This window comes from Wenyingzhuangia aestuarii, assembly GCF_011927765.1.
In the GTDB taxonomy this organism is placed as follows: Bacteria; Bacteroidota; Bacteroidia; order Flavobacteriales; family Flavobacteriaceae; genus Wenyingzhuangia; species Wenyingzhuangia aestuarii.
Genome location: NZ_JAATJG010000001.1, coordinates 204,811 through 229,889, shown reverse-complemented (window position 1 = coordinate 229,889; position 25,079 = coordinate 204,811). Strand labels below are relative to the sequence as shown.

Below are 25,079 nucleotides of genomic sequence, written 5' to 3'. Positions count from 1 at the left end.
GTTGACTATCAATTCCAAACTACCCAATTTGCCAGAAAGTATTTTTACCACCATGAGTGGCTTGGCAAATGAACACAATGCCATTAACCTATCTCAAGGTTTTCCAAATTTTAAAACCTCAACTGTTTTACAAAATTTGGTTAGCAAAGCTATGTTAGAAGGGCACAATCAATACGCACATATGCGTGGTGATCTTGAATTGCGAACTGTAATTGCACAAAAAATTAAAACGCTATATCAATCTACATACAATCCTGAAAACGAAATTACCATAACAGCAGGTGCTACCGAAGCCTTGTTTAATGCTATTACTTGTTTTATACATAAAAATGATGAAGTAATTATATTTAAACCTGCTTTTGATAGTTATGAACCTGTGGTTAAATTATCTGGAGGAGTTCCAGTTTTTATTCAGCTACACTACCCTAATTACAAAGTAAATTGGCAAGAAGTAGCTTCTAAAATAACATCAAAAACTAAGATGATTATTTTAAACACTCCGCTAAACCCTACCGGAACTTTGTTTGAGGATCAAGACATGCTAGCGCTACAAAACTTAATTAAAAACACTAATATTATTGTATTAAGTGATGAAGTTTATGAACACATGACTTTTGATGGAAACATTCATCAAAGCGCTTGTAAATATCCTATTCTAAAAGCACAAAGTTTTGTGATTGCTTCTTTTGGAAAAACATTTCACAACACAGGATGGAAAATTGGATATTGTGCTGCTCCAAAACCCTTAATGGATGAGTTTGTAAAAGTTCACGAATTTAATGTGTATAGCATTAATACACCTTATCAAAAAGCATTTGCTACTTTTATTAAAGACTCCAACAATTATAATTATTTACCTACGTTTTATCAGAACAAAAGAGATTTGTTTTTAAACGGAATTAAAGATGCTAAGTTTAGCTACATTCCTTCTAAAGGAACCTATTTTCAGTTGTTAAAATACGACAACATTACGCAAGAAAACGATGTTGATTTTGCCAAAAGATTGGTTATTGAATTTAAAATAGCCACCATACCAATTTCCGTTTTTAACGTGAATCATTTAGATGAAAAAGTTCTTAGATTCTGTTTTGCCAAAACAGATGAAACAATTATTAAAGCTACAGAAATACTATGCAAAATTCAATAAACATAACGCTTGTACAAACAGACATTCAATGGATGAACAGCACAGCCACTATTGATTTTTTAGACAAGCAGCTTGCAAACATAACTACAGATTTAATTGTGCTACCAGAAATGTTTAGCACAGGTTTTAGTATGGAACCTGCTAAAATTGCAGAACCTATGGATGGAATTTCTGTTACCTGGATGCTTGCCAAAGCCAAAGAATTAAATTGTGCTATTTGTGGATCTTTAAGTATTCAAGAAAACAACAATTACTTTAATCGGTTTATATTTGTAACCCCAGAAGGAATCCAATCTGTTTACAATAAAAAACATTTATTTACTTATGGTAAAGAAAATGATGTTTACACTTCAGGAAGCAACTTAACCCCTATAAACTATAAAGAATTTAAAATACAACCTTTTATTTGTTACGATTTACGATTCCCTGTTTGGTCTAGAAACACCAATGATTATGACATTGCTATCTATGTTGCCAATTGGCCAGCCAAAAGAGCTTTTGCATGGAACAGCTTATTAACAGCTAGAGCTATAGAAAACATGAGCTATGTAGTGGCCGTAAACAGATTAGGAATAGATGGAAACCATTTAAATTACCAAGGAGATTCCCAAGTAATTGGTCCTCTAGGAGAATTGTTAACACACTGTTCTAACCAAGCTGTTGTAAGACAAATTACACTCCAAAAAAACACCTTAACAAAAACCAGAAATCAGTTTCGTTTTTTAGAAGATAGAGATGAATTTAAACTATTATAATTGATAAATTAGCAATTAAAAAGAGCTTACTCAAAATGAAAAACACATGCTATCTAATTTTTACTTGCCTCTTACTTCTTTTAAGTTGTAATGAGGAAAAAGAAAACACTCCTACCGATTTACCTGCATTAGATACCGAAATCACGATCAACGGAAATATATTTACTACTGACTCTGTTTTTGCCTACAAAATAGTAGATGAGTATTTAATAACATTTGGAAATAATACAGAAACCTTATTAATAGGAATTAACGATACTATAGAAGGGAATTATGAAATTATAAACAATCCTATTAATATTGAAGGGGATACCATTTATTTTTCTGAAGAATTGTTCAATCAAAAATCGATTGCAATTGCCTCTTATTTAGATAATCAAAATGCTTACATCACTAAAAAAGGTGGAACATTAACCATTACTAAAGATGAGAAATATAATATCTCTGGAAAATTTAATTTCTCGCTTGTCAATGTGAATGATGATAACGATGTATTAGAGTTAAACAATGGTTCTTTCAACAATATTACTCCTATTAAACCAACAGTTATCGATGAATTACCTTCAGAGGGATTTGATCAACAAAAGAAAGATGTTGAAGCTGCACTACAAAGCGTTTACAATAGTTTAATCAATACAGAACAACAACATATTTTAGTAGATGCTTTATATACAAACCAAATAGAAGACAAAGTCTTTGGTTCTTTTGCAGATATTAAAAATCATACTCTTACTTCCAAAGATGAAACCTTGAGTAAATTGTGGAATGAATATTACACAACCATTTATAAAGCAAACCAGTTATTAGAAAATGCTCACAAAGCTTATCCCAATGATATTGATGGTTTAAATACAATTCTATCACAAGCCTACATACTAAGAGCTTATACATACGCATCTCTTATAAATTGGTTTGGAAAAGTTCCATTAGTCTTAAAAACAGCAAGTAATATTTCTGATTTCAATCCATCATTTAACAGTATTTCTGAAATTGAAACGCAAATTATTATCGACTTAGAATTTGCTATTGCACATTTACCAAAAAATGATTCAAACATTTCAAAAGTTTCTCCAGATTTTGCAAAATTCCTTTTAGGTAGAATTTATTTTAATCAGAACAACTATACTAAAACCATTGAAACTTTAACAACTATTACAATCCCTACATTGGAGAATAATATTTATAGTGTCTTTTTAAACACACTTGAAAACAATTCTATAGATTTTAATTTTAATAGATTTATTAAAAAAGATGAACTTGTTTTTGGAACCTATACAGAAGTCTTATTAACATTAGCTCAAGCTTACAACCAAACCAACAAAGCTAATTTAGCTATTGAAAACTTAAACAAAACCAACGTTAACACTCCAATTACTGAGCCTAAAACAAAAGATGAATTGACTGAGATTATTTTCAATCAATGGACAAAGGAGTTAAAATTAGACGGAAACAGATTCTACATTTTAAAGGCTTTTCATAAAGCTGTGAATGTGCTTGACATTGAGAGTTATCAACTAATATTACCCATACCCGAAAGTGAGATATCTGCAAATATAAATGCAGAACAAAATCCAGGGGATTAAATAAATACAAGCATAAAAAAAGGGAGGTTTTGAATATTCAAAACCTCCCTTTTTTGGCAAATCTATAATCTATATTATTTTACTCTTTACTTTTTCTTCAACCTCTGCAAACAACTCATTAAAAGATTGGTCTGCAACCTTAATAGGTTGATGTGTTTCTATGGTCATTTTTACACCAATATTCATTGGAAATTGACCATACTCCCACAGCTTCCAAGAATTGTTAATGGTTACAGGAATAACCGTTGCCGATGGAGCAAACTTGGTTAAAATCTTTACCCCATTTTCCGAAAAACGTTTAGGTTGTCCATCTCTACTTCTTGTTCCTTCCGGAAAAATTACTCCAGCTCTCTTGTTTTTTTCTAAATACTTTGCAAAAGCACCAATTGCAGACAATGCTTGTCTAGCATCTTTTCTGTCAATTAGAGCAGATCCTCCATGTTTTAAGTTAAAAGAGACACTTGGAATTCCTTTTCCTAATTCTTGCTTAGCCACAAACTTAGGATGCAAATCTCTAAAAAACCATCCTAAAGGAGATATTTCGTGTGTACTTTGATGATTCGAAACAATAATATTTGGTACTGAATTATCAAACTTATAGGTATTTATAAATTTTACACGAGTTCCTAAAATGTATAAAGAAGCCGTTAAACAACAATTTAAAATATCTACTATTTTTTTATGTGCTGTATAGCCACCTACTTTTAATGCCATCCATTGTAAAGGATGAAATACACATAACAAAATAGCATACATTAAATAAAAAACAACAGATAAAGGATATGCCAATAAGCGTTTACCTATTGGCATTTTTTTATATTTTCCCATAAAGTAAAATCTATTGGAACCATTGAGCCCAAGGCACTCTTGATAAAATTACCAACAAAGCCAATCCGTAAAAAATTACAAAAGATTTAAATTTAGCTTTGTCTTCCGTAGCTTTCTTGTGCTTAGACCAACCTACAGTTATTAAAGCAATCGCTATAATCATCATTAAAGGATGCTCAACACTCATTAATCTTATTTCTGAATCTTTCATAGCTCCACCCATGCCTAATCTTCTTAACTCCATATACCAATCTGATATATAAAAAGTTATTAAACCAATAATTAACTGCGTATGAGTTAAAATTAAGGCTATCAATCCTAATTTACGATCTCCGGCTTTAAACTTTTCTTCTCTTTTTAAACTCATTACAGCATTAAAAACTACCATAGCAATGGCAATTAATACAAAGGCTGCTAAAATTGAATGTACTGTTTTCATTTTTTAATATTTTGAGACAAATTTAACGATTTAGATTTATTATCGGCCATTAAAAAAATAGAGGTTGATGGCACCAAGCATTTAGAGTTTTCCCACACCCCATAATATTCGTTTTTAGGAATCAAACGACCTGTTGCATCTAAATATTTACCAGAATAGGTCTGATAAATCATTCTCATTTCTCCCCTTAACACCGCCTCTTTTACTTTTTCAATTCGTTCTTGTTGCGTTAATTTTTGTTTTTTGTATTTCTTATAAAGCCTAATTCCAACAGCATTATTATACAAATCCATTTCTCCACTTACTTTATCGGGAGTAGTTCTATCTTCTAATTTGTGTTCTTTATGGAATTCATAATTTCCTTTTTCGTGTTGATCTCCTAAACTTTTAGCAGATCTCCATCCTATTTCTTCGGCCAAACTCCACATCCAAAAAGCATGCTTAAAAGCATCTAACTGGTTTCCTGCATGATGCGTTCCCATATTCCCTATTTGTCTTATAGAATCTATTACCTGCTCTACTTCTTTAGTAACTCTATAGGCTCTCTTAGCTTTAAAAGGATGAAATACAACCCAACATTTTTCTGGTGAACTTAGTTTTTTAAAGGCTTTTTTAGAAGATTGACTATAACCCGAAATACCAGCCAAAAACACAAACAACAATACCCACGTTGATTTTTTAAATTTCATAACCTCTTACTTTCATTTTCTTTCTGCAAAAATAGAATATATTTGCTCTATATATTTCTAATTTGAGCACATTAAAATCTTTTATAAAAAACACTTTGGTTTATGGTATTGCAGCCGTTTTACCTAAAGCTATTAACGTTTTTCTAGTTGCGTTACATACAAAAATCTTACCAAGTACTGCAGATTTTAACATAAACACCGAATATTATGTTTGGGCTGCTTATTTTAACGTATTGCTTACTTTTGGAATGGAAACCACCTTTTTTAAATTTTTTAATTCGGAAAAAGACAAAACGCAAGTACTTAACACCACTTTTACCATGGTAGGATTAGTAGCCTTACTACTATTAACTCCTTTGTTTTTTTTAGCCGACACCATTGCTCCTGTATTAGAGTTTAGCGAAACCAATCACTTTAGAATTTTAATTATTACTGCTTTACTAGATACCCTTGTGGTTATTCCCTTTGCCTATTTAAGAGTAAAAAACAAAGCATTAAACTATGCCGTTTTTAAAATTTTAAACATTACCATTTATGCCATTTTAAACTTGCTATTTTTATGGTACATCCCAACACATGGTAACGAAAGTAGTCTTAATTGGTTCCACACAACTTCTAAAGTAGGCTATATATTTTTAGCCAATTTAATAGCTAGTGCACTTATATTTGCCTTGCTATTACCTATGTTTTTAAAGTTTAAAATTCAGCTAAACACAACACTTTTAAAAAGAATGTTAAGTTATAGTTGGCCAATTTTAATTGCAGGAATTGCCTACATAACTAACGAAAATTTAGACAAATTAATTTTACCTAGATACCTAAACAAAAGCATTGCTGGTGCCTACGCAGGAACCTACAAACTAGGAGTTTTTATGTCCTTATTTATTACTGCATTTAAATTAGGTGCAGAACCTTTCTTTTTTAACATTGCCAAACAAAAAAATGCAAAAGCAACCTATGCACTTATTTTAGAGTGGTTTACTATTTTAGGAGCACTAATTGTTTTATTTATTGTTGCTTATATAGATTTTTTTGCGGGTCTATTATTAAAACAGCCTGAGTATTTTGAAACACTAGCTATTGTACCTGTTATTCTATTAGCAAATTTATTATTAGGGATCTACAACAACCTTTCTGTGTGGTACAAAAACACAGGACAAACAAGATATGCCATGTACTTTTCTGTATTAGGAGGAATTTTAACTGTATTAGGTTTGGTTACCATGGTTCCAATATTGGGTTATATGGGAGCTGCTTGGGTTACATTTGTAGTTTACGCAATTATGATGGTAACTTCTTATACATACGGACAAAAACACTATAAAACCCCCTATAATATAACTAAAATAGGAGGCTTATTTTTGTTAATTTCAGCCTTAAGTTTTACTTCTTTTTATTTTTTTAGAGGAAACTTTCTTATCAACACAGGTTTTATATTGTTTACGTTAGGATTGATTTACTACAGTGAGCAAAAATTCATAAAACAAAGATTGTTTAACAGGTAAATAAGAAGTTTCTTTGTACTAAATTTCTTTAGTATGAAAGTGCAAATCATCAACAAATCTAAACATGCTTTACCTCAATACGAAACAACTGGGGCAGCAGGCTTAGACCTAAAAGCAAACATTAGCGAAAGTGTATTTCTAAAACCTTTAGAACGTGCCATTATAAAAACAGGTTTGTTTATTGCACTACCACATGGCTACGAAGCGCAAGTTAGACCTAGAAGTGGATTGGCTGCTAAAAAAGGAATTACCGTATTAAATTCTCCAGGAACTGTAGATGCTGATTACAGAGGTGAAATAGGAGTCATTTTAGTAAATCTATCCAACGAAATTTTTGAAGTGACTGATGGTGAACGTATCGCTCAACTAGTAATTGCCAAACACGAACAAGCTGAATGGCTAGAAGTTGAAGAATTAGGCACTACGGACAGAGGAACTGGAGGATTTGGAAGTACTGGTACTAAATAAAAAGCATGAAAAAAGAATTTAAGAATGTTATAGAGTTAAACATTGCTTTAATAATTATTGCAGGAGCCGCTCCCTTAGGAAACTTTATATCTTTACCACCTGAAATAGGAATTTGGTCTCGATGTTTTTTTGCCTTTATTACTCTTGCTATTTATAACAAAATCAAAGGAACATCTCTTAGCTACAATTACAAAAAAGATACTGCTTCTTTTATTTTTTGTGCCTTTTTACAAGGTGGACACTGGATTACTTATTTTTATGCTCTTCAGTTAGCTGGTGCTGGCTTGGGTGTAATTGCTCTATTTACCTTTCCTATTTTTACCACTTTATTAGAACCTTTGCTATTAAAAACAAAATTTAATCCAAAGCATTTATTCTTAGCATTGGTTGTACTTTTTGGACTATACATCTTAACTCCTGAATTCAATTTTGGAAACGACACTAGCCTTGGAATCTTCTTTGGAATTATTTCTGCTATATTTTTTGCCTCTCGAAATATTTTAATGAAAAAACATGTGGCTACTTACGATGCTAGTATGCTAATGTTTTATCAGAACGGATGGATCGCTCTATTTCTAGCACCTCTTTTATTTTTATTAGATTTTAAAGTAGCTCACTACAACAGTTTACTTCCTTACTTAATATTTTTAGGAGCTTTTACCACTGCTATTGGACACACTTATTACGTAAAAACATTTAAATATTTTTCAGCTACAACCGCATCACTACTAAGTTGTATTCAACCTGTATATGTAGTAATTCTAGCTTATTTATTTTTAGATGAAAAACCTACAATAGCAACTTTAATTGGAGGTAGTATTATTGTTTCTGCTGTAATTTTAGAAAGCTTAATTTCTAAGAAAAATTAAACTCTCTTTATCATTTTTCCGGGCAGTACTTGTACCAATCCTTTCATTTCTAACTGAAAAACAATATTTGCTATTTTGTAAATAGGAATTCCACTAATTCTAGAAATCTCATCCATATACAGAGATGATATTTCTAACATATCGTACACTGTCTTTTCCTCTCCCTCTACATCTACAAATAACTGTGGTTGCACTATTTTAGGACTAGATTCTATTTTAGAACTCCAGCCTAATTGCTCTATTAAATCTTCTCCAGACGTAATTAAAGCAGCCTTGTGTTGTTTAATTAAATTATTACATCCTTTGCTATACGGATCTGTAGTTCTACCTGGCACTGCAAAAACATCTTTATTATACGAATTTGCAATATCTGCCGTAACCAGAGCTCCACCTTTAGCTGCAGACTCTACAACAATAGTAGCCTGACTCATTCCTGCAACAATTCTGTTTCGCTTTAAAAAGTTTTCTCTGTAAGGAGGTTCTTCAAAAGTAAACTCAGATAGAAACCCACCACTTTCTTTAACATCTCTATAATACTTTTTATGCTCTTTTGGATAAACGGATCCATAACCATGAGCCAACACCGCTAACGTAGACAAATCATTTTCTAACGCTCCAATATGTGCACAAATATCAACTCCAAAAGCATAACCACTTACAATTAATGGATTGTATCCTTTTAACGATACTAAAAGTTCTTTACAAAAATCTCTACCATATGCTGTAATATTCCTGGTACCTACTACGCTAATTATTCTCTTAAAGTTATTTGTGTTTTCTCCTCCATCTTTAAATAAAATCACCGGAGCATCGGAACAATTTAACAAGTGCTTAGGATATGATTCACTTTTATAATAAATACAGCTAATTCCTCTGGCCAAGGCTCTATCAATTTCTTTACTAGATTTACTAATAGCTTCTTTAGAAAAAAGTTTGTTAAAAATAGCAGAATTCACCCCTGCTTTTACCTCTTTATTTTGATGTGCTTGGTATAAATTAACGGCACTTCCATAAATAGCAATCAATTTTTTAGCTGTAACACTCCCAACACCCTTGGTATCTTGTAATGCTAAAGCATATTGAAGCTCTTCAATATCCATATGCAATTTTTTTCCTAATAAGTTACAAAAATGTTTCTATCAAAAAAGAGAAATCTGACCTTGAACCTAATTATTTTTTTGATATTTTTGTATTATGCAGTTATCAAAATACATTAGCGATTTACTTTACAGATATGAATGTGTAATGGTTCCCAATTTTGGAGGATTTGTTAGCAATACCATGGCTAGTCAACTCAACAATCAGAACCATAGATTTACACCACCAACCAAAAACATTTCTTTTAATGTAAACCTTCAACAAAACGATGGTTTATTGGTAAATCATATTGCAAAGTCACTAAACATTAGTTTTGATGAAGCTGCTCTTAGAATTCAAAAAACGGTAGAAAACTGGAATCAAGATTTACAAAAATCTCCACTTTTATTGCAAAACATTGGTCAATTTACTTTAGTTGATGATCAACTTTCTTTTGAACCTATTGATAAAATTAATTACTTAACAAGTTCTTTTGGCTTAAGTGATGTGGATGCTAACTATGTACTAAGAAATAACATTGTAACACCTCAACAAGAAATTGTTCGTAAAAAATCTTACAGTAAATACGTTGCTGCTGCAGCTGTAATTGCAGGATTGTTTATTGGAGGAAATATTTATGTAAACAACTTAGCTAATCAACAAGACATTGTAGCGCAACAAGATCTTACAGCTCAAATTCAGCAAGCCTCTTTTAACATTTTAACACCACTACCTTCGGTAACTTTAAAAGTTGAGAAAAAAGAAGCTGAGAAAATCACTTACAAATACCACATTATTGCTGGAGCTTTTAAAGAGGAAGCTAATGCTGCTAAAAAAGTAGCACTTTTAAATAAAAAAGGCTACAAAGCAAGTATTATTGGTTTAAACAAATGGGGATTAACTCAAGTAAGTTACGAGTCTTTTAACAGCAAAAGAGATGCCATCAACACGTTAAATAAAATTAGAAAAGTTGATAACAAACATGCTTGGTTATTTATTAATGAATAAACAATAAACCTTATATTAGACATAAGTTTTATTGAATATTCTATGAAAGCCAAAACATCTTTTGCCTCTTTAGCAATTAGCACAGACATTATTTTACCTAGTGACACCAATGCCTTACACGGTTTGTTTGGAGGGGAACTATTAGCTCGTGTAGACAGAATTTGCTGTATTGCAGCACAAAGGCATTCTAATGCTATTTGCGTTACTGTTTCTGTAAACAACGTATCTTTTGACAAAGTAATTCCCTTAGGAAGTATGATGACTATTGAAGCTAAGGTTTCTAGAGCTTTTACATCATCAATGGAAGTAATTGCAGATGTTTTTTTAGAGGATAGATCTTCTGGTAAACGTACCAAAGTAAACGAAGCTATTTACACTTTTGTAGCTGTAGATGAAAAAGGAAAACCTCAGCGAGTTCCTGAACTAATTCCTGAAACAGATTTAGAAAAAAGACGTTTTGAAAATGCATTACAAAGAAAACAACTAAGCTTAGTTGTTGCGGGTAAAATGAAACCTAAAGATGCTGTTGAATTAAAAGCATTGTTTGAGTAACCTACATTCTAGCCAACCAATACGTTGGATTTTGTCTGCTAGTGTCTTTCCAAATTTGGAACTTTAAAACTGTTTTATTAGTTACTTTATCGGTAAAAACGGTTCCTAAAGACTGTTTTAAAACTACATTCTGCCCTTTGGTTACATAAACCTTATCTAGGTTATTGTATAAAGAAATATAGTTACCATGCTGAATATACACAGCATTACGACCACTTACGGATTGTATTGCCAATACTATTCCTTTAAAAACAGCTCTTGCACTTGCATTTTTCTTGGTGGTAATATGAATTCCTTTACTATCTATTTTAATCCCCCTTAAGGTTGGATGTGGAATAACACCATAATTTCTAGTAACTACTCCTTCGGTTACAGGCCAAGGCAATTTTCCTCTATTTTCTTCAAAACGAGTGGCCAATGCTTTTCCCTCTGGAGTTAATGCAAAACCAGACGATTTTGTGTCCACATTAGGAGTGTTTTTATTTTTATCTTTATTGGAAGCTGCAATAGCTTCTCGAATCACACGTTCTATTGCTTTTTCAATATCTCTTTCTTGCTGTTGCTTTTGCTTAATTTCAGAAATATAAGTTCGCTCTTTAGATTTGATTTTTTTCACCAAACTTTCCTGAGTTTTCTTTTCTGATATAATTTTTTCTGCTTCTTTTTTGTTTTTAGAAACCAAAGCTTGTTTTTGTACTTTCTGAACTTGTAACTTTCTTGTTAAGTCTTCTACTTTTTCAGCTTTCACAACAATAGAATCTCCTTGTTTTTTTCTAAAATCAGCATATTGTTGCATGTAACGAAAACGCTTATATCCTTGAAAAAAATCTTCCGACGATAGTAAAAACATCAACTTACTTTGTTCCGATTTGCTTTTGTATGATTTTAAAATCATCTCTGCATAATCTTTTTTTAAAGCTTCTAATTCTTCTTCTAGTTTTTTTAACTCTTTTTCGTTTTTACGAACCTGCCCCTCTAAATAATTGGCTTCTGCAGAAATCGCTTTGATCAAATCTGTTCTTACCTGAATTTTTTTATTGATATCCTCTAAATTATTCAGTAAGTTTTTTCCTTCTTTTTGAGTACTAAAAAGCAGTTTATTTACCCTTGCAATTTCTTGTTGCAATTGGGCACGTTTTTTTTCTAACTCCTTTTGTTTGGCAGATTGCCCAAACGAAAAAGTAACAGTTAAGAGTACAATACTAAAGAAAAGAAAGATTTTTTTACTCATCTGCTTTCGCTTCTTTTGTAGATTTTAATTCTATTTTCTTATCACATTCTTTAGGAACTTTGTACGGAAAAGTAAGATGTTCATCAAAAGTTACATCATTATAAACCATAGAAATTACCGTAATTTTTCCTTTATTATTTGCTTGAAGCTCTACCACCTTTGGAAATAAAAAGTCATTTACAGTTTGATGTGTTTTGTAATACGCAGCAAATTTATTTGTTCCATAAGCCTGCTCTATTACCTGAGATTTTGTTTTGTATGTAAACGGATAAACAGATCCTTCTATAAAATAATCTAGATTTTTAGCATCATAAAAAAAGTATGAATCTTGACTTATATCCATACGATATCTTTTAGAGGCTATGTTTAAAATCATATCTCCCATAAACAGTTTTTCTAACACACCATAAGAAACATCTACACCAATTAAGTCTTTTATAAAATCAAAAGAACCTTCAAAATAGGTTTTGTCAAATTTATTGTAATAGTGAACACTGTCTTTTTCTATTAACATTTTAACTACAGGAATTCCTAAAAAATCGGCACTCATCCAAATTTTTTCTCCTTTAGCTATTCTAAACTTTAATCCTAATTTATGAGAAGAATCTCCAATTTTATAGGACATTTTAGCATTAATCTTAACCGTTTTAATATCAGAATCTTCAAAAGATTTTGCCTTATACTTCTTTAATAATTTAGACTCACTCATTCTAGGCACCTCAACCTTAATAGGCTCAATCATTTGCTTAGACTTACATGAAACCATAAAAAGCAGTAAACACACTACTAACAACCTAAATTGCATACGTTTAATTTTTGATGCAATATACAATTTATTAGGAGGAATCACAGAATCAAATCCCTTTAGGAATGGCATGAATTAATGCTTTTGTATATTCTTTTTCTGGATGATTATAAATTGCATCGGCATCTCCAATTTCTTCAATTTTCCCTTTGTTTAAAACAATCAATTGATCGGACATAAACTTTACAATAGACAAATCATGAGAAATAAAAATATAGGTAAAATGAAACTCTTTTTTTAAGCTATTTAACAAGTTTAACACCTGTGCTTGTACAGAAACATCTAATGCGGATACAGATTCATCGCAAATAATTAATTTAGGCTGTAAAGCCAAGGCTCTTGCAATTCCTACACGCTGTCTTTGTCCTCCAGAAAACTCATGCGGATAACGATTGTAAAACTCTTTAGACAGCCCAACTTTTTCTAATAACTGATAAATATATTCTTTGCGCTCTTTGGTACTTCCTAATACCTTATGTTTTTGCATAGGCTCTAAAATAGCCTCTCCAATTTTCATGATTGGATTTAAGGATGAATAAGGATCTTGAAAAATTAACTGAATTTCTTGTCTGTATTTTTTTCTTTCCAAACCCGACAAATCAACCAAATTAACTCCTTTGTACCAAATTTCTCCTGCTGTGGCTTTTTCTAATCCTAAAATGGTTCTTCCAATTGTAGATTTTCCACTTCCAGATTCCCCAACTAAACCAATGGTTTCTCCTTCAAAAACCTTAAAGCTTACATCATCTACTCCATTTACTACATTAGCTTTTGCAAACCAATTGTTTTTAGAAGTGTAGTAGGTTTTTAAGTTTTTAACCTCTAACAAAGGCTTAGTAGCATAGATCTGCTCATGAAATTCTTCTCTTTCTTTTGTGGTGTACACCTCTTCTTTAAAATTTACATCTGAGTAACTTGCTACCGATGGCAACTCTTTTACTCTGTACTTCATTTTAGGTTTTGCATTAATCAATGCTTTGGTATAAACCTCTTTGGGTTGTAAAAACACTTGTTCTACGGTACCTTGCTCCACAATTTTACCCTTTTGCATTACTATTACTCTGTTAGCAATTTCGGCAATCAAAGCTAAATCGTGTGTAATAAACAAAATACTCATACCTGTTTCTTGTTGCAATTCTTTTAACAACAAGACAATATCATTCTGAACTCTAACATCTAAAGCTGTTGTAGGTTCATCAGCAATTAATAATTTAGGTTTGCAGGCAATGGCCATCGCAATCATTACTCTCTGTTTTTGTCCTCCGGACAATTCATGCGGATATTGAGAATACATTTTAGCCGCTCTAGGTAATTTTACTTTTTCAAACAACAGTAAAACCTCTGCTTCTATTTCTTCTTTAGATAAATTTGTATGCAACTCTAAAACCTCTGCCACTTGTGCTCCACACGTTAAACTTGGATTTAAAGAAGTCATTGGTTCCTGAAAAATCATACTTATTTCTTTGCCTACAATTTTTCTAATTTCCTGACTATCTAATTTCAACAAAGAAATATGGTTGTATAAAATTTCTCCTGAGACCTTTGCATTTTTTTTAGGTAACAAATCCATAATAGCCATAGAAGTTACAGATTTTCCACTTCCAGATTCTCCTACAATTCCCAATATTTCATTAGAATAAATTTCAAAATCAATACCATGTACTACCTGGTGTACTTCTTCTTGATTGTGAAATGCTATCTGAATGTCTTTGACTCTTAATAATGGCTCCATAAGTGTAAATATACCAAATGCGTTTGTATTGTTTTCTCCTTATTTGCATCAAAAAAAGGGTTTCATTCATCAATAACCGAAAAGAAACAAGCTATTATTAAAACTATATTTACACACATAGCAATTTAACTATTCTCTATAATTTAGTATTTTTTGGTTTGGGTGTTAGCGTAATTTCTAACACCTTTTTTATTTTCTATATCTTTGGCCAAATATACCACTCGCATGAAAACTCTTAGAAAACATATGCTACCTATTGCAATCATGCTATATGGTGGTACTCCTTTTGCAGAAACAAAGGTTACTCAACCTTATTTTGAAAATTTGAGCACACCTTTACAAAAGAAAACTTTTAAGTACAGAAAATACAGTCATGTTAAAGACTTGTACCAAAGACTTTCTTTACCTGTAACAGAACTTTGTATAAAACACAGGGTTCCACCCGCAGCTGTACTCAGTATTATTTCTTTAGAATCGGGTTGGGGACAAGGTTATATTGGTAAAATTACAGGGAATTTTTTAAGTTTAAATGCTTTTGGAAGAGATGCAGAACTACCTGCCCTAAAAATGCCCAAGCATAAAACCACTAAAAAAATTATTCTCAGTAAAAAGAAACTAGCCAAAATTGCTAAAAACGAAATTATTTGGGAACTAAGACCTGCTTCTCTTAAAAAGGATTACAGACCAAAAGGAATTGCAGGAACTACAGAAAAATTAGATTATTTTCTAAATCATCCTGAAGAACTAACTAAAGCCAATTTAGAAAACGTAACGGACTTTGTTACTCGTTTTATTTCTTACACTAGCCGTATAAAAGCCTATAACGATGCTAGACAATTGCTAGATACTGAGATAGAAAAACACGGAATTAATATTCTTTTTGATGCTGCGCTGAACGAAAAATTCATCAAAACCATTGGAGGTAAACCCAACTCTTTTAACTTTAGAGAAACTTGGCCTAAAAAGGTGATGAATATCCTTAAAAACGTAGGAGCTAACGAGCTTGCTAAAGACATTTATTTAAATAAAACTCCTTTTGAACAAGCTTGGTAGGTTTTATACACAACTCTAATTAGAAACCCTTACTTTTGCACAAATTATTTTTGTGTGAATTATCTATCTATAGAAAACGTTTCCAAAGCTTTTGGAGAACGTGTGTTGTTTGAAAACTTATCTTTTGGAATTAACAAAGACCAAAAAATTGCCTTTGTTGCCAAAAATGGTACGGGTAAAACTCGTTTGCTAGAAATTATGGCTGGGAACGATATTCCTGATACTGGGCAAATAGTAGCTCGTAAAGATTTACACATTTCTTACCTATCTCAAGAAGATGCTTTTGATGACAATCAAACTGTAGAAGAGGTCATCTTTGCATCAGACAGTAAGGTCTTAAAAATTGTTCAGGAATACGAAAAAGCCATTGAAAACCCAGATGATGCAGAAAGATATCAATTAGCTTTTGATATGATGGATCAATACAACGCTTGGGATTTTGAAACACAATACAAACAAATTTTAACCAAACTAAAGTTAGACAACTTACAGTTAAAAGTAAGCGGACTTTCTGGAGGACAACGTAAACGTTTGGCACTAGCTACCGTTTTAATTAGCAAACCCGATTTGTTAATTTTAGATGAACCTACCAACCACTTAGATTTGGAAATGATTGAGTGGCTAGAAACCTTCTTTGCCAAAGAAAAAATAACCTTATTTATGGTTACTCACGACCGTTACTTTTTAGAGCGTGTGTGTAACGAAATTATAGAAATGGACAATGGTGAATTGTACAGTTATAAAGGAAATTACTCTTATTATTTAGAAAAAAAAGAAGAGCGTATTGCCTTAGAACAAACCGTACAATCTAAAGCCAAAAACTTGTTTAAAAAAGAATTAGATTGGATGAGACGTCAGCCCAAAGCACGTACTACCAAATCTAAATCTAGACAAGATGATTTTTATGTAATTAAAGAAAAAGCAAGAGCTAGACGTTCTGAACACAAAGTTCAGTTAGAAATTAACATGGAGCGTTTGGGGAACAAAATTGTGGAATTCCACAAAGTTTCTAAAGCTTGGGAAGACATGGTAATGTTAGACCAATTTGAATATAATTTTAATCGTGGAGAACGAATTGGAATTATTGGAAAAAACGGAACAGGAAAATCATCCTTCTTAAATGTTTTAACTGGAAATACAGAAGTTGATAGTGGTAAAGTTGTTGTTGGAGAAACCATTAAGTTTGGATACTACCATCAATCTGGAATTAAAGTTAAAGAGGGTCAAAAAGTTATAGAAGTTATTAAAGAATTTGGTGAATTTATTCCCTTAGCCAAAGGACATAAAATATCGGCAAGTCAATTGTTAGAACGCTTTTTGTTTGATAAAAAGAAACAATACGATTTTGTAGAAAAATTAAGTGGAGGAGAACGTAAACGTTTGTACTTGTGTACCGTTTTAATTCAGAATCCAAACTTTTTAATTTTAGATGAGCCTACCAACGATTTAGATATTGTAACCCTAAACGTATTAGAAAGCTTTATGTTGGATTATCCTGGAAATTTGGTAGTGGTATCTCACGACCGTTATTTTATGGATAAAATTGTAGATTCTTTGTTTGTGTTTAGAGGAAATGGAGTGATAGAAAACTTTCCTGGAAACTATTCTGATTTTAGAGCCTACGAAAATTCTGATGCTGGAGAAGAACAAGAAATTGTACCTACTAAAATTGAAGCTGTTAAAGAAAAGCCTAAAACAGGTGCCAAACTAAGCTATAGCGAAAACAAAGAGTATATTAATTTAGAAAGTGACATTGCTAAATTAAACCGTAAAAAAGAAGCCATAGAACTTGAATTTGCTGAAGGTAAGATTACTGGAGATGCTATTGATCAAAAATCTATAGAACTTCAAAAAATTATTGATGACATTGAATTTAAAGAAATGCGTTGGTTTGAATTGAGTGAGAAATTGGAGGGGTAAAACATATTGCATCTCGACTCCGCTCGATGAACATTAAATAAAAACTCCCAAACTGAAAATTCAGTTTGGGAGTTTTTTTATTTCTATATAGAGCCGTTGTTTTTAACTAACATCTATTACACTTTCTATTTGTGGTGCATGTTTTTGAATAGTAGCTTCTACTCCATTTTTTAAGGTCATTTGGTTTACATTACAGCCAACGCAAGCCCCTTCTAATTTTACTTTTACAATATTATCTTCAATAGAAACTAAAGAAATATCTCCACCATCTGCTAATAAAAAAGGACGAATCTCTTCTAAGGCATCTTCTACTTTTTTCTGTAAATCTTCTGAACTCATAATTTCTTTTTATTACTAGTCTAAATATAGCACTATTATTTTGTTGAGCAACCGCTCATTGTTGTAATTTTAACGACTTCTGTTGGTGGTAAATCTGTATTACGTTTTACCAACTCGGCTACCATATTTTTGGTAATCTCTTTAAAAGCTATTTCTTGTGGAGTTCCATTTTGTAAAGCTACAGGATGTCCAACATCTCCAGATTCTCTAATACTTTGCACCAAAGGAACTTCTCCTAAAAAGGCTGTTTCTATGTCTTCTGCTAAATATTTAGCTCCGTTTTCTCCAAAAATATAATACTTATTATCTGGCAATTCAGCAGGAGTAAAATAACTCATGTTTTCTACAATTCCTAAAACTGGAACATTTATGTTTTTTTGCTGAAACATAGCTACTCCTTTTTTAGCATCGGCTAATGCAATTGTTTGTGGTGTACTTACTACAACAGCACCTGTAATAGGTAATGCTTGTACTATAGATAAATGAATATCTCCTGTACCTGGAGGTAAATCAATTAATAAAAAGTCTAATTCTCCCCAGTCTGCATCAAAAATCATTTGATTTAACGCTTTAGAAGCCATAGGACCTCTCCATATTACTGCTTCGTTAGGATTGGTAAAGAAACCTAAAGACAATAATTTAATTCCGTAACTTTCAACAGGTTTCATTTTAGAACGTCCATCAACATCTACAGAAATAGGCTTTGCTTTGGCAACATCAAACATAATGTGCATAGAAGGACCATATACATCCGCATCTAAAACCCCTACTTTAAATCCCATTTTTTGCAAAGTAACTGCCATGTTAGCCGTTACGGTAGATTTTCCTACTCCTCCTTTACCAGAAGCTACTGCTATAATGTTTTGAATTCCAGGAATTTTATCTCCTTTAATTAAATTTGGATTTGCTTTTGGCTCTTCCTTTTTAACTGCTACCGATAAATTTACCTTTACTTTAGCCTCAGGATATTTAGCTACAATTGCTTTTTCAATTTCAGTTTCTGCTTTCTTTTTAGCCTGTAATGTAGGATTGCTAATTTTTACATCAACAATAACTTCATCACCAAAAACAACGATGTTTACTATGTTGTTATTTTCTACCAAACTTTTCCCTTCTCCAGGAGCTGTAATGGTTTCTAATACTGCTTTTATATCTGATTTTGTAATACCCATTTTACTGTATTTATTTGGTGGACAAAGATAGGTTATTTCGACTTATTCTAATAACATCCCCTAGTATTGTCTATCATTAATTAAAAACTTACACATATTTAATTTTCTTGTGATTCCGTTTTGTTTTAAAACAAAATAACGAATGATAAACACTATAGCTTATATCCTATTCTTACTGTTAAATTCCCGACTAAAGGAGAATTATTAGTAAACAAACTATCCTCATCTTTATACAATGCATTTGCTCCTAAACCAACTCCTAACTCATAGTGCCAATGTGCATTTATGTTTCTTTTAAGTCCCCAATTAACCGTAATGTTTAATTGATTGTTTTCTAGTTCTGCATTGTTAGTTGCAAGAATAAAAGCATTGGAAACATAAAAAGCTTTTACAGACCAATAATTGGCACTATTAAAAGCTACATCTTTCCCTTTTGTATATCTCTTTTTTAAATTAAAATACCATCTTGGCTCTACAGAAACACCCGGTATAAAAGCTAATGTAGATGTATTACCTTCTTTTTGATACCCTCCATTTAATCCTATTTCGCTACGCAAAGTAACTTCGGAAGTTAACTTAGTTTCATTATTTACCCACAAACCAAAACCCGCTTGTACATTGTATAAATTTTTAACTACAGAAACATTATCTACCTGAGCACTAACCCCCAAAGTAAACAGCAACATCACTAAACCTATTCTCTTTTTCATACTTCTTAATTCCATTTTTTCTTATTACAAAAGAACGAATAAACGCTTTATTTATTTAATAAACTTACTTAAAATAAAGGTGTTTCTTAATGATAAAAATCAAATATCATTAAGTCTAATAAGTCATAATTTATTGTTAAATTCAGAATCTAATTTTTGACACAACAATATATGGATGTAGATGATTTGGTGATAAAATTTCAGCAAGAAAAAGACCTTGTTGCTTATGAAGAACTCTATAAAATGTACCACAAAAGTATGTTAGGGGTTATTGATAATATTCTTAAAGACGAAGATTTATCTAAAGATGTACTGCAAGAAGTTTTTATAAAAGTTTGGGACAATATAGAAAGCTACACTCCAAAAAGAGGAAGGTTTTTTACCTGGTTGTTAAACATTTCTAGAAACGCAGCCATAGACAAAACTAGATCTAAAGATTATAAGATTCAGAAAAGAAACCAAAGTCTAGATATTTTCGTAAATATATCAGTACCAGAAGATAGAGAAGTTAGCGATGAAGAAAAAACATTGTTTGACAAAGTGAAAAAAATGTCCGAAAAATGTAGAAAAATTATCGACTTACTTTTTTACAAAGGATACACACAAAGAGAAACTTCTGAAGAATTAGATATTCCTTTGGGTACGGTAAAAACAAGAAGCCGTAGTTGTTTAAACAGTTTAAAATTAAGCATTAATAAATAGGGTTATGATAAATGTAAACGAATATATAGAGTCTGGTATACTTGAGCTATATGTAGCGGGTACCCTTAACAGAGAAGATAGTTATGAGGTATATGCCAACATACAAAAGTACCCTGAATTAAAAGAACATGTTAAAAATATAGAGCATACTGTAATTAAAATTGCAGAACTAAGTAAAAAAGAAAGTTTAAAATCTTATCCTTTTACTAGATTGATGCATGCCGTAACTAAAAAACAAACCAACGTAGTTCCTATAAAATTATACAGTTATATGGGCTGGGCTGCAAGTATTGCCTTAACCGTAGGAATTATTAGTTTATACACCAACAGCAATAACTTAAAAGAAAACTTAACCAAACAAATTGCCAATAACGAATTGTTAGATGAGCAAAGAGCTAGACTACAAGGTGATGTAATTGCTAAAAATATAGATTTAACAACAAGAGATGAAGTTATTGCATTTTTGTCTTCATCAGAAACTATAAAAGTAAACTTAGCAGGACAAACTGTTGCTCCAGAAAGTTATGCGAACGTTTACTGGGGTCCAAAAACCAACGAAATGTATGTAGATTTAAAAGGATTGCCACCTGCACCCCAAGGAAAAGTATATCAGCTTTGGTCTTTAACGCTAAACCCGTTAACTCCTACAAGTTTAGGAACTATGGATGCTTATAACAAAGGAGATAGATATATTAAAGTAAGCAATCCAAACAAATCTGAAGCTTTTGGAATTACTTTAGAACCTGCAGGTGGTAGTGAATCTCCAACATTGGAACAATTGTATACTTTAGGGGTCACTAAAGTTTCTTAACCTAAATTATACCCATATAAAAAGACCATCTATTGCTAGATGGTCTTTTTGCTTTCAACTAAATAAGTTGAGAAGGGCTGCCCCCCCAGACAACCCAACTCTTCTAAACAAAAACTATACTTACTAAAACTTATAGGTAATGCTACTTTTTACAAACATTGGTGTTCCTGGTGTAAAGTGAATTTCTTCTACAGAACTAGCTTCGTTTTGCAAACGAGATTCTGTTGCAAACTGTGTTTCGTTCCACTCCACATCAAACAAGTTCTGAATTTGAATTCCTAATTCTACTTTATTCCATCTATAACCTGCATTTAAATTGGTTAATGTATACCCCTCTGCAACAATAGAATTGTCTTCGTTGGCAGGTCTATCTGTTAAATGTAAAAAGTCTATTCCTCCGTAAAAACCTTTGTCTTTTTTATAAGTAAGTCCACCTTTTAAGGTAAAACTAGGTGCTAAAGGCACGTAATTTTGTCCGTTAGGTTCGTCTGCAAATCTTGCATGTGTGTAATTGGCATCTAAATTTACAAACAGGTTGTTGGTTGGCTGTAATCTGGTATTTAAAGAAAGCCCTACTCTTTCTGATGCTCCGTTAGGCTCTACCACTCCAGCATCTCCTACATATACAAATTCTTGTTCCGAATACATGGCCCAAGCTCCTAAACCAATTAAAACCTTTGGATCTGTTCTCCAAACAAAACCAACATCTGTTGTGTACGCTTTTGGAATATCATTCCTTAAAGAATTTAACACCAAACGGCTGTCGTTGGTATGAAAACCTTGTCCTATTTTTGCATAAGCCTGAAAACTATTTACTGGTGTATACAACACACTTAATTTTGGACTTACTACAGTACTGCTTTGTTCTTTTAATTTGTTATCTGTAGATAAAAAATCTTGGTATCCAAAAGAAAAATAATCAACTCTAAGGGCTGGTATTATATTCCATTTTCCCAATTCTATATCTCCACTAACGTATCCAAAAAAGTTTGTTTCGTTTACGTCTCCGTATTGAACCCTCTTTAAAATTTCTGTTTTGTTTTTTGTGTTAGATAATTGATTGTTTTTTACTTTATCGGTTCTAACTCCTATTCCAGAAGTAAATAGCACTTCTTTATTGGCTAGGTTCATTTTTTTCTGATAATCTGATTGATATCCAAAAATATCTCTGTTTTCTTTTTGTTGAATTTGATCTCCATCTACAGGATTTTCTAAAAAGAAAGTAAAATTAGAATACAAATCAAATTGATAGTTGGTATAATACAACAAGTGTTTTAATTGTGAATTGTCTTTGTAAGAATTGGTAATAGACAAGGCAGCATTGGTTCTAGCAGTTTCTCCACCTTCGGTATCATCAATAGCTCCAAACCGAGAAATACTTCCGTTATTTACAGCTCTTTCTGGAATTTGCCCTGATGCATTCCAATTGCTCACAAAATGAGAAAATGTAAAAGCCAACTTGGTATCATCAATGGTTTTAATGTACTTACTATTTATGTTGAATCTTTTAAAGTTTTGAGGACTTTCAAAAGGACCATCAGAACGAATGTATTCTGTAGCAATGTAAGCAGACTCATTGGTTTTGGTTATAAACTGATTCATGAACAGTAATCGTTGCGTATCAAAATCTCCTGCTTCTAATTTTATGATATTGTTTTTTAAGCTTTCTTTACTTGTAATATTTACCGTACCTGTAGTGGCAAAATTTCCTTGTTTTGCATTGTAAGTTCCTGCTTTAAAATCTAAATTCTGAACGGTTTCTGGAATTACAAAATGTAAATCTGCATATCCTTGTCCGTGCGCATGAGATACCATATTTACAGGCAAACCATCTACTGTTACTTGCAAATCTGTACCATGATCAATATCAAAACCTCTATAAAAAATTTGTTCTGCCTTACCACCACCTGCATGTTGACCAATAATTAAACCTGGTACTTTGGTTAACAACTCTTGAGATGATTTTACAGGATTTGTTTCCACATCTATAGTTGTAATAATACTTGCTGCATTTACTTCGCTAGACAAAACTACCTGATCTAAGGCTATACTTTTACTATTTACTTGTACGTTTACAAATGGGGTTTTACTGATTATTTTTTTAACACCAAATCCCATTTTTTGAAACACTAAAGTATCTCCTGCTGTTGTGTTTTCTAATTGAAATCTTCCTTTAAAATCTGTATGCGTATGCTCTTTTGTTTTTTGATTTACCACCGTCATATACTCTATGGGAGCTTTGTTTTCATTCACCACAATTCCTTTTGTAGTTTGTGCAAAACCAACACTTGCCAATAGGAATAGTGACGAATACATTAAGTTTTTCATGTTGTTATAGTTTTTGTACTTCTTTAGTTTTAACGGGTCCTAACTCAAAAGCAGCCTCTAACAGCTCTTTTTTTAAAGGTTGTATTTTTTCTATTTGATTATTTAACGCATATACTTTGGCAACTCTTAACCGCACAGCTGGTTCATAAGATTTTAAAACATTTTTAGAACTAATAATAGCCAATCCTGACGATGGATTTTGTACATAAGCGGTTGCCAATGCCAACATGGAATAAGATACTGCCGTAGGTCTGTTTTTTACTTCTTTTAAAGCTATTTGATAAGCTTTTTGATATTTTTTTTGGTGTACAAAAATATCAAAATTATAGGCATTATACATATCTCCATAAGCTGAATTTTGAACCTGGGACCAATAAGAGTTATAGGTGTTTTCTATTTGATTATTTTCATACAAAGCAATTTCATAGCTTAATAAATCTACATCTACTCCTTGATAGTTTTTATCTAAAAAAGATAGAATTGCTTTGGCTTCTTCTACATCTTTATCATTGGAAAAAGAAATCCATGCTATTTTTTTGAGTGCATAATAATTATGCGGATTTAGTTCCAAAGCTTTTAAATAATATTCATAAGATTTTTGAATATCACCATGGTGCCCATAATAATCAGCCAAATTGGTAATGCACCACAACTCTAGCTCTGTATATTCTTTAGCTTGTACAACGGCCAATGCTTCTTCCATATAAGAAATAGTTGCCTCTAAATTTCCTATATAATCTTGCCATTTGGCTATTCTAATTAAATAATCAAAAGAACGTTTGTTTTCTATTTTTCCTAGGTACATTTCTGCTTTTTGATTTGCTCCTAGTTCAAGATAAACATCAAATAACATTTTAATAGTTTCTTGTTTTTTATCTCCATTAGCTTCTGCTTTTTGCAACAGGTCCAATGCTTTTTTAAATTGATGTTGAGAAATATAGTTTTTAGCCAACGCTCTTAAATAACCTGAGTTTTTAGATCTTGTTTTTTGAATGGCATCTAACAAAAGTTGTTCAGATTTTTTTAAATGTTGAATGTCTCCGGTTTTAGAAAATAATTGATTTTCTAAACCTGCTAACTGAACTTTGTAAGGAAATTGAGATGGGGTGGCTTCTAATTTTTTATTCCAGAATGCAATTTTTTTTTGTGTTTTAATAAGCTCATCATCTTGTTGAACTCTTAAGTAAGTTTTTAAATCTTTTAATTGTACCACATTGTTGGTCTTGTTTGTACAAGCAACAACTATTAATACAGAAACAAAGACTTTAATTTTGTTTAGATTTTTCATGTTTAAGGGGGATTGTAGTGTTGTGGTTTAAAAACAAATACTGGGAAACCCCAGTATTTGTTCTTTGC

24 protein-coding genes are annotated in these 25,079 nt (G+C 31.8%); 12 read left to right on the top strand and 12 right to left on the bottom strand.

The window, feature by feature from the left end; genetic code table 11:
• The first annotated feature begins 1 nt into the window (after position 1).
• The 3 genes from GGR97_RS00985 to GGR97_RS00975 are packed head-to-tail and all read left to right on the top strand — an operon-like array spanning position 2 to position 3,485.
• Entirely contained in the window at positions 2-1,147 is a 1,146-nt protein-coding gene (locus GGR97_RS00985; protein ID WP_167896551.1) for a methionine aminotransferase, read from the top strand.
• The gene (locus GGR97_RS00980) at positions 1,132-1,902 is read left to right on the top strand and encodes an amidohydrolase (protein ID WP_167896550.1); all 771 of its coding nucleotides are present in this window, start codon (positions 1,132-1,134) and stop codon (positions 1,900-1,902) included. The genes GGR97_RS00985 and GGR97_RS00980 overlap by 16 nt, the downstream gene beginning before the upstream one ends.
• Before the next feature lie 35 nt (positions 1,903-1,937).
• Positions 1,938-3,485: a RagB/SusD family nutrient uptake outer membrane protein gene (locus tag GGR97_RS00975; protein WP_167896549.1), complete on the top strand. Its 1,548-nt coding sequence runs from the start codon at positions 1,938-1,940 to the stop codon at positions 3,483-3,485.
• Between the two features lie 69 nt (positions 3,486-3,554).
• Here GGR97_RS00975 and GGR97_RS00970 read toward each other — a convergent pair whose 3' ends face one another.
• From GGR97_RS00970 to GGR97_RS00960, 3 genes are read right to left on the bottom strand one after another with little or no spacing between them, the layout of a single operon-like run.
• The gene (locus GGR97_RS00970; RefSeq protein ID WP_167896548.1) at positions 3,555-4,313 is read right to left on the bottom strand and encodes a lysophospholipid acyltransferase family protein; all 759 of its coding nucleotides are present in this window, start codon (positions 4,311-4,313) and stop codon (positions 3,555-3,557) included.
• Between the two features lie 10 nt (positions 4,314-4,323).
• The gene (locus tag GGR97_RS00965) at positions 4,324-4,752 is read right to left on the bottom strand and encodes a hypothetical protein (protein ID WP_167896547.1); all 429 of its coding nucleotides are present in this window, start codon (positions 4,750-4,752) and stop codon (positions 4,324-4,326) included.
• A complete protein-coding gene (locus GGR97_RS00960) occupies positions 4,749-5,441 on the bottom strand; it encodes a DUF6973 domain-containing protein (protein ID WP_167896546.1) in 693 nt (230 codons plus the stop codon). Before GGR97_RS00960 ends, GGR97_RS00965 begins: the two co-directional genes overlap by 4 nt.
• Before the next feature lie 62 nt (positions 5,442-5,503).
• Here GGR97_RS00960 and GGR97_RS00955 point away from each other — a divergent pair, with 62 nt between their 5' ends.
• From GGR97_RS00955 to GGR97_RS00945, 3 genes are read left to right on the top strand one after another with little or no spacing between them, the layout of a single operon-like run.
• Complete coding sequence (locus tag GGR97_RS00955; protein WP_167896545.1) at positions 5,504-6,946, top strand: oligosaccharide flippase family protein; 1,443 nt, start codon at positions 5,504-5,506, stop codon at positions 6,944-6,946.
• Between the two features lie 33 nt (positions 6,947-6,979).
• Positions 6,980-7,414, top strand: a complete 435-nt coding sequence (gene dut / locus GGR97_RS00950; RefSeq protein ID WP_167896544.1) for a dUTP diphosphatase — start codon at positions 6,980-6,982, stop codon at positions 7,412-7,414.
• A 5-nt stretch (positions 7,415-7,419) separates the two neighbouring features.
• Positions 7,420-8,283 carry a DMT family transporter gene (locus GGR97_RS00945; RefSeq protein WP_167896543.1) on the top strand — a complete coding sequence of 288 codons (864 nt, stop codon included), beginning with the start codon at positions 7,420-7,422 and terminating at the stop codon, positions 8,281-8,283.
• On the opposite strand, the gene dprA is transcribed toward GGR97_RS00945, so the two are convergent.
• The gene (gene dprA / locus GGR97_RS00940; RefSeq protein ID WP_167896542.1) at positions 8,280-9,383 is read right to left on the bottom strand and encodes a DNA-processing protein DprA; all 1,104 of its coding nucleotides are present in this window, start codon (positions 9,381-9,383) and stop codon (positions 8,280-8,282) included. The genes GGR97_RS00945 and dprA overlap by 4 nt on opposite strands.
• A gap of 94 nt (positions 9,384-9,477) precedes the next feature.
• Here dprA and GGR97_RS00935 point away from each other — a divergent pair, with 94 nt between their 5' ends.
• Positions 9,478-10,368 (top strand): HU domain-containing protein, encoded by an 891-nt coding sequence (locus tag GGR97_RS00935; RefSeq protein WP_167896541.1) that lies wholly within the window; start codon positions 9,478-9,480, stop codon positions 10,366-10,368.
• Between the two features lie 42 nt (positions 10,369-10,410).
• Positions 10,411-10,920, top strand: a complete 510-nt coding sequence (locus tag GGR97_RS00930) for an acyl-CoA thioesterase (RefSeq protein WP_167896540.1) — start codon at positions 10,411-10,413, stop codon at positions 10,918-10,920.
• A 1-nt stretch (position 10,921) separates the two neighbouring features.
• On the opposite strand, the gene GGR97_RS00925 is transcribed toward GGR97_RS00930, so the two are convergent.
• Genes GGR97_RS00925 through GGR97_RS00915 form a run of 3 tightly spaced genes read right to left on the bottom strand, consistent with a single transcriptional unit; the run spans position 10,922 to position 14,688 of the window.
• Entirely contained in the window at positions 10,922-12,151 is a 1,230-nt protein-coding gene (locus GGR97_RS00925) for a murein hydrolase activator EnvC family protein (protein WP_167896539.1), read from the bottom strand.
• Complete coding sequence (locus GGR97_RS00920) at positions 12,144-13,028, bottom strand: DUF4292 domain-containing protein (protein WP_167896538.1); 885 nt, start codon at positions 13,026-13,028, stop codon at positions 12,144-12,146. Before GGR97_RS00920 ends, GGR97_RS00925 begins: the two co-directional genes overlap by 8 nt.
• On the bottom strand, positions 13,006-14,688 hold the full coding sequence (locus GGR97_RS00915; RefSeq protein ID WP_167896537.1) for an ABC transporter ATP-binding protein: 1,683 nt from the start codon (positions 14,686-14,688) through the stop codon (positions 13,006-13,008). The genes GGR97_RS00920 and GGR97_RS00915 overlap by 23 nt, the downstream gene beginning before the upstream one ends.
• Before the next feature lie 225 nt (positions 14,689-14,913).
• On the opposite strand from GGR97_RS00915, the gene GGR97_RS00910 reads away from it, so the two are divergent.
• A complete protein-coding gene (locus tag GGR97_RS00910) occupies positions 14,914-15,741 on the top strand; it encodes a glucosaminidase domain-containing protein (RefSeq protein ID WP_167896536.1) in 828 nt (275 codons plus the stop codon).
• Positions 15,742-15,795: 54 nt separating this feature from the next.
• Positions 15,796-17,661: an ABC-F family ATP-binding cassette domain-containing protein gene (locus GGR97_RS00905; protein ID WP_167896535.1), complete on the top strand. Its 1,866-nt coding sequence runs from the start codon at positions 15,796-15,798 to the stop codon at positions 17,659-17,661.
• A gap of 102 nt (positions 17,662-17,763) precedes the next feature.
• Here the strand turns inward: GGR97_RS00905 and GGR97_RS00900 are convergent, their stop codons facing one another.
• From GGR97_RS00900 to GGR97_RS00890, 3 genes are all read right to left on the bottom strand, one after another.
• Positions 17,764-18,000, bottom strand: coding sequence for a NifU family protein (locus tag GGR97_RS00900; protein ID WP_167896534.1), 237 nt, complete (start codon positions 17,998-18,000; stop codon positions 17,764-17,766).
• Between the two features lie 35 nt (positions 18,001-18,035).
• The gene (locus tag GGR97_RS00895) at positions 18,036-19,172 is read right to left on the bottom strand and encodes an Mrp/NBP35 family ATP-binding protein (RefSeq protein WP_167896533.1); all 1,137 of its coding nucleotides are present in this window, start codon (positions 19,170-19,172) and stop codon (positions 18,036-18,038) included.
• A 152-nt stretch (positions 19,173-19,324) separates the two neighbouring features.
• Positions 19,325-19,882: a DUF3575 domain-containing protein gene (locus tag GGR97_RS00890; protein WP_167896532.1), complete on the bottom strand. Its 558-nt coding sequence runs from the start codon at positions 19,880-19,882 to the stop codon at positions 19,325-19,327.
• 156 nt (positions 19,883-20,038) lie between these two features.
• Between GGR97_RS00890 and GGR97_RS00885 the strand changes: the two genes are divergently transcribed.
• Both GGR97_RS00885 and GGR97_RS00880 read left to right on the top strand, forming a co-directional pair.
• Complete coding sequence (locus GGR97_RS00885) at positions 20,039-20,584, top strand: sigma-70 family RNA polymerase sigma factor (RefSeq protein WP_317165725.1); 546 nt, start codon at positions 20,039-20,041, stop codon at positions 20,582-20,584.
• A gap of 4 nt (positions 20,585-20,588) precedes the next feature.
• Positions 20,589-21,395 carry an anti-sigma factor gene (locus GGR97_RS00880; protein ID WP_167896531.1) on the top strand — a complete coding sequence of 269 codons (807 nt, stop codon included), beginning with the start codon at positions 20,589-20,591 and terminating at the stop codon, positions 21,393-21,395.
• Positions 21,396-21,518: 123 nt separating this feature from the next.
• Here GGR97_RS00880 and GGR97_RS00875 read toward each other — a convergent pair whose 3' ends face one another.
• Both GGR97_RS00875 and GGR97_RS00870 read right to left on the bottom strand, forming a co-directional pair.
• Positions 21,519-23,723: a TonB-dependent receptor gene (locus GGR97_RS00875; protein WP_167896530.1), complete on the bottom strand. Its 2,205-nt coding sequence runs from the start codon at positions 23,721-23,723 to the stop codon at positions 21,519-21,521.
• A 4-nt stretch (positions 23,724-23,727) separates the two neighbouring features.
• Positions 23,728-25,011, bottom strand: coding sequence for a tetratricopeptide repeat protein (locus GGR97_RS00870; RefSeq protein WP_167896529.1), 1,284 nt, complete (start codon positions 25,009-25,011; stop codon positions 23,728-23,730).
• Between the last annotated feature and the right edge of the window lie 68 nt (positions 25,012-25,079).

Excerpts from the sequence above, each read along its gene's own strand:
- GGR97_RS00980 (WP_167896550.1), top strand. The coding sequence starts at position 1,132 with ATGCAAAATTCAATAAACATAACGCTTGTACAAACAGACATTCAATGG.
- GGR97_RS00930 (WP_167896540.1), top strand. The coding sequence starts at position 10,411 with ATGAAAGCCAAAACATCTTTTGCCTCTTTAGCAATTAGCACAGACATT.
- GGR97_RS00915 (WP_167896537.1), bottom strand. The coding sequence starts at position 14,688 with ATGGAGCCATTATTAAGAGTCAAAGACATTCAGATAGCATTTCACAAT.
- GGR97_RS00870 (WP_167896529.1), bottom strand. The coding sequence starts at position 25,011 with ATGAAAAATCTAAACAAAATTAAAGTCTTTGTTTCTGTATTAATAGTT.
- dprA (WP_167896542.1), bottom strand. The coding sequence starts at position 9,383 with ATGGATATTGAAGAGCTTCAATATGCTTTAGCATTACAAGATACCAAG.
- GGR97_RS00875 (WP_167896530.1), bottom strand. The coding sequence starts at position 23,723 with ATGAAAAACTTAATGTATTCGTCACTATTCCTATTGGCAAGTGTTGGT.
- GGR97_RS00965 (WP_167896547.1), bottom strand. The coding sequence starts at position 4,752 with ATGAAAACAGTACATTCAATTTTAGCAGCCTTTGTATTAATTGCCATT.
- GGR97_RS00960 (WP_167896546.1), bottom strand. The coding sequence starts at position 5,441 with ATGAAATTTAAAAAATCAACGTGGGTATTGTTGTTTGTGTTTTTGGCT.
- GGR97_RS00945 (WP_167896543.1), top strand. The coding sequence starts at position 7,420 with ATGAAAAAAGAATTTAAGAATGTTATAGAGTTAAACATTGCTTTAATA.
- GGR97_RS00920 (WP_167896538.1), bottom strand. The coding sequence starts at position 13,028 with ATGCCATTCCTAAAGGGATTTGATTCTGTGATTCCTCCTAATAAATTG.
- GGR97_RS00925 (WP_167896539.1), bottom strand. The coding sequence starts at position 12,151 with ATGAGTAAAAAAATCTTTCTTTTCTTTAGTATTGTACTCTTAACTGTT.
- GGR97_RS00880 (WP_167896531.1), top strand. The coding sequence starts at position 20,589 with ATGATAAATGTAAACGAATATATAGAGTCTGGTATACTTGAGCTATAT.
- GGR97_RS00935 (WP_167896541.1), top strand. The coding sequence starts at position 9,478 with ATGCAGTTATCAAAATACATTAGCGATTTACTTTACAGATATGAATGT.
- GGR97_RS00895 (WP_167896533.1), bottom strand. The coding sequence starts at position 19,172 with ATGGGTATTACAAAATCAGATATAAAAGCAGTATTAGAAACCATTACA.
- GGR97_RS00910 (WP_167896536.1), top strand. The coding sequence starts at position 14,914 with ATGAAAACTCTTAGAAAACATATGCTACCTATTGCAATCATGCTATAT.
- GGR97_RS00975 (WP_167896549.1), top strand. The coding sequence starts at position 1,938 with ATGAAAAACACATGCTATCTAATTTTTACTTGCCTCTTACTTCTTTTA.
- GGR97_RS00890 (WP_167896532.1), bottom strand. The coding sequence starts at position 19,882 with ATGAAAAAGAGAATAGGTTTAGTGATGTTGCTGTTTACTTTGGGGGTT.
- dut (WP_167896544.1), top strand. The coding sequence starts at position 6,980 with ATGAAAGTGCAAATCATCAACAAATCTAAACATGCTTTACCTCAATAC.
- GGR97_RS00900 (WP_167896534.1), bottom strand. The coding sequence starts at position 18,000 with ATGAGTTCAGAAGATTTACAGAAAAAAGTAGAAGATGCCTTAGAAGAG.
- GGR97_RS00970 (WP_167896548.1), bottom strand. The coding sequence starts at position 4,313 with ATGGGAAAATATAAAAAAATGCCAATAGGTAAACGCTTATTGGCATAT.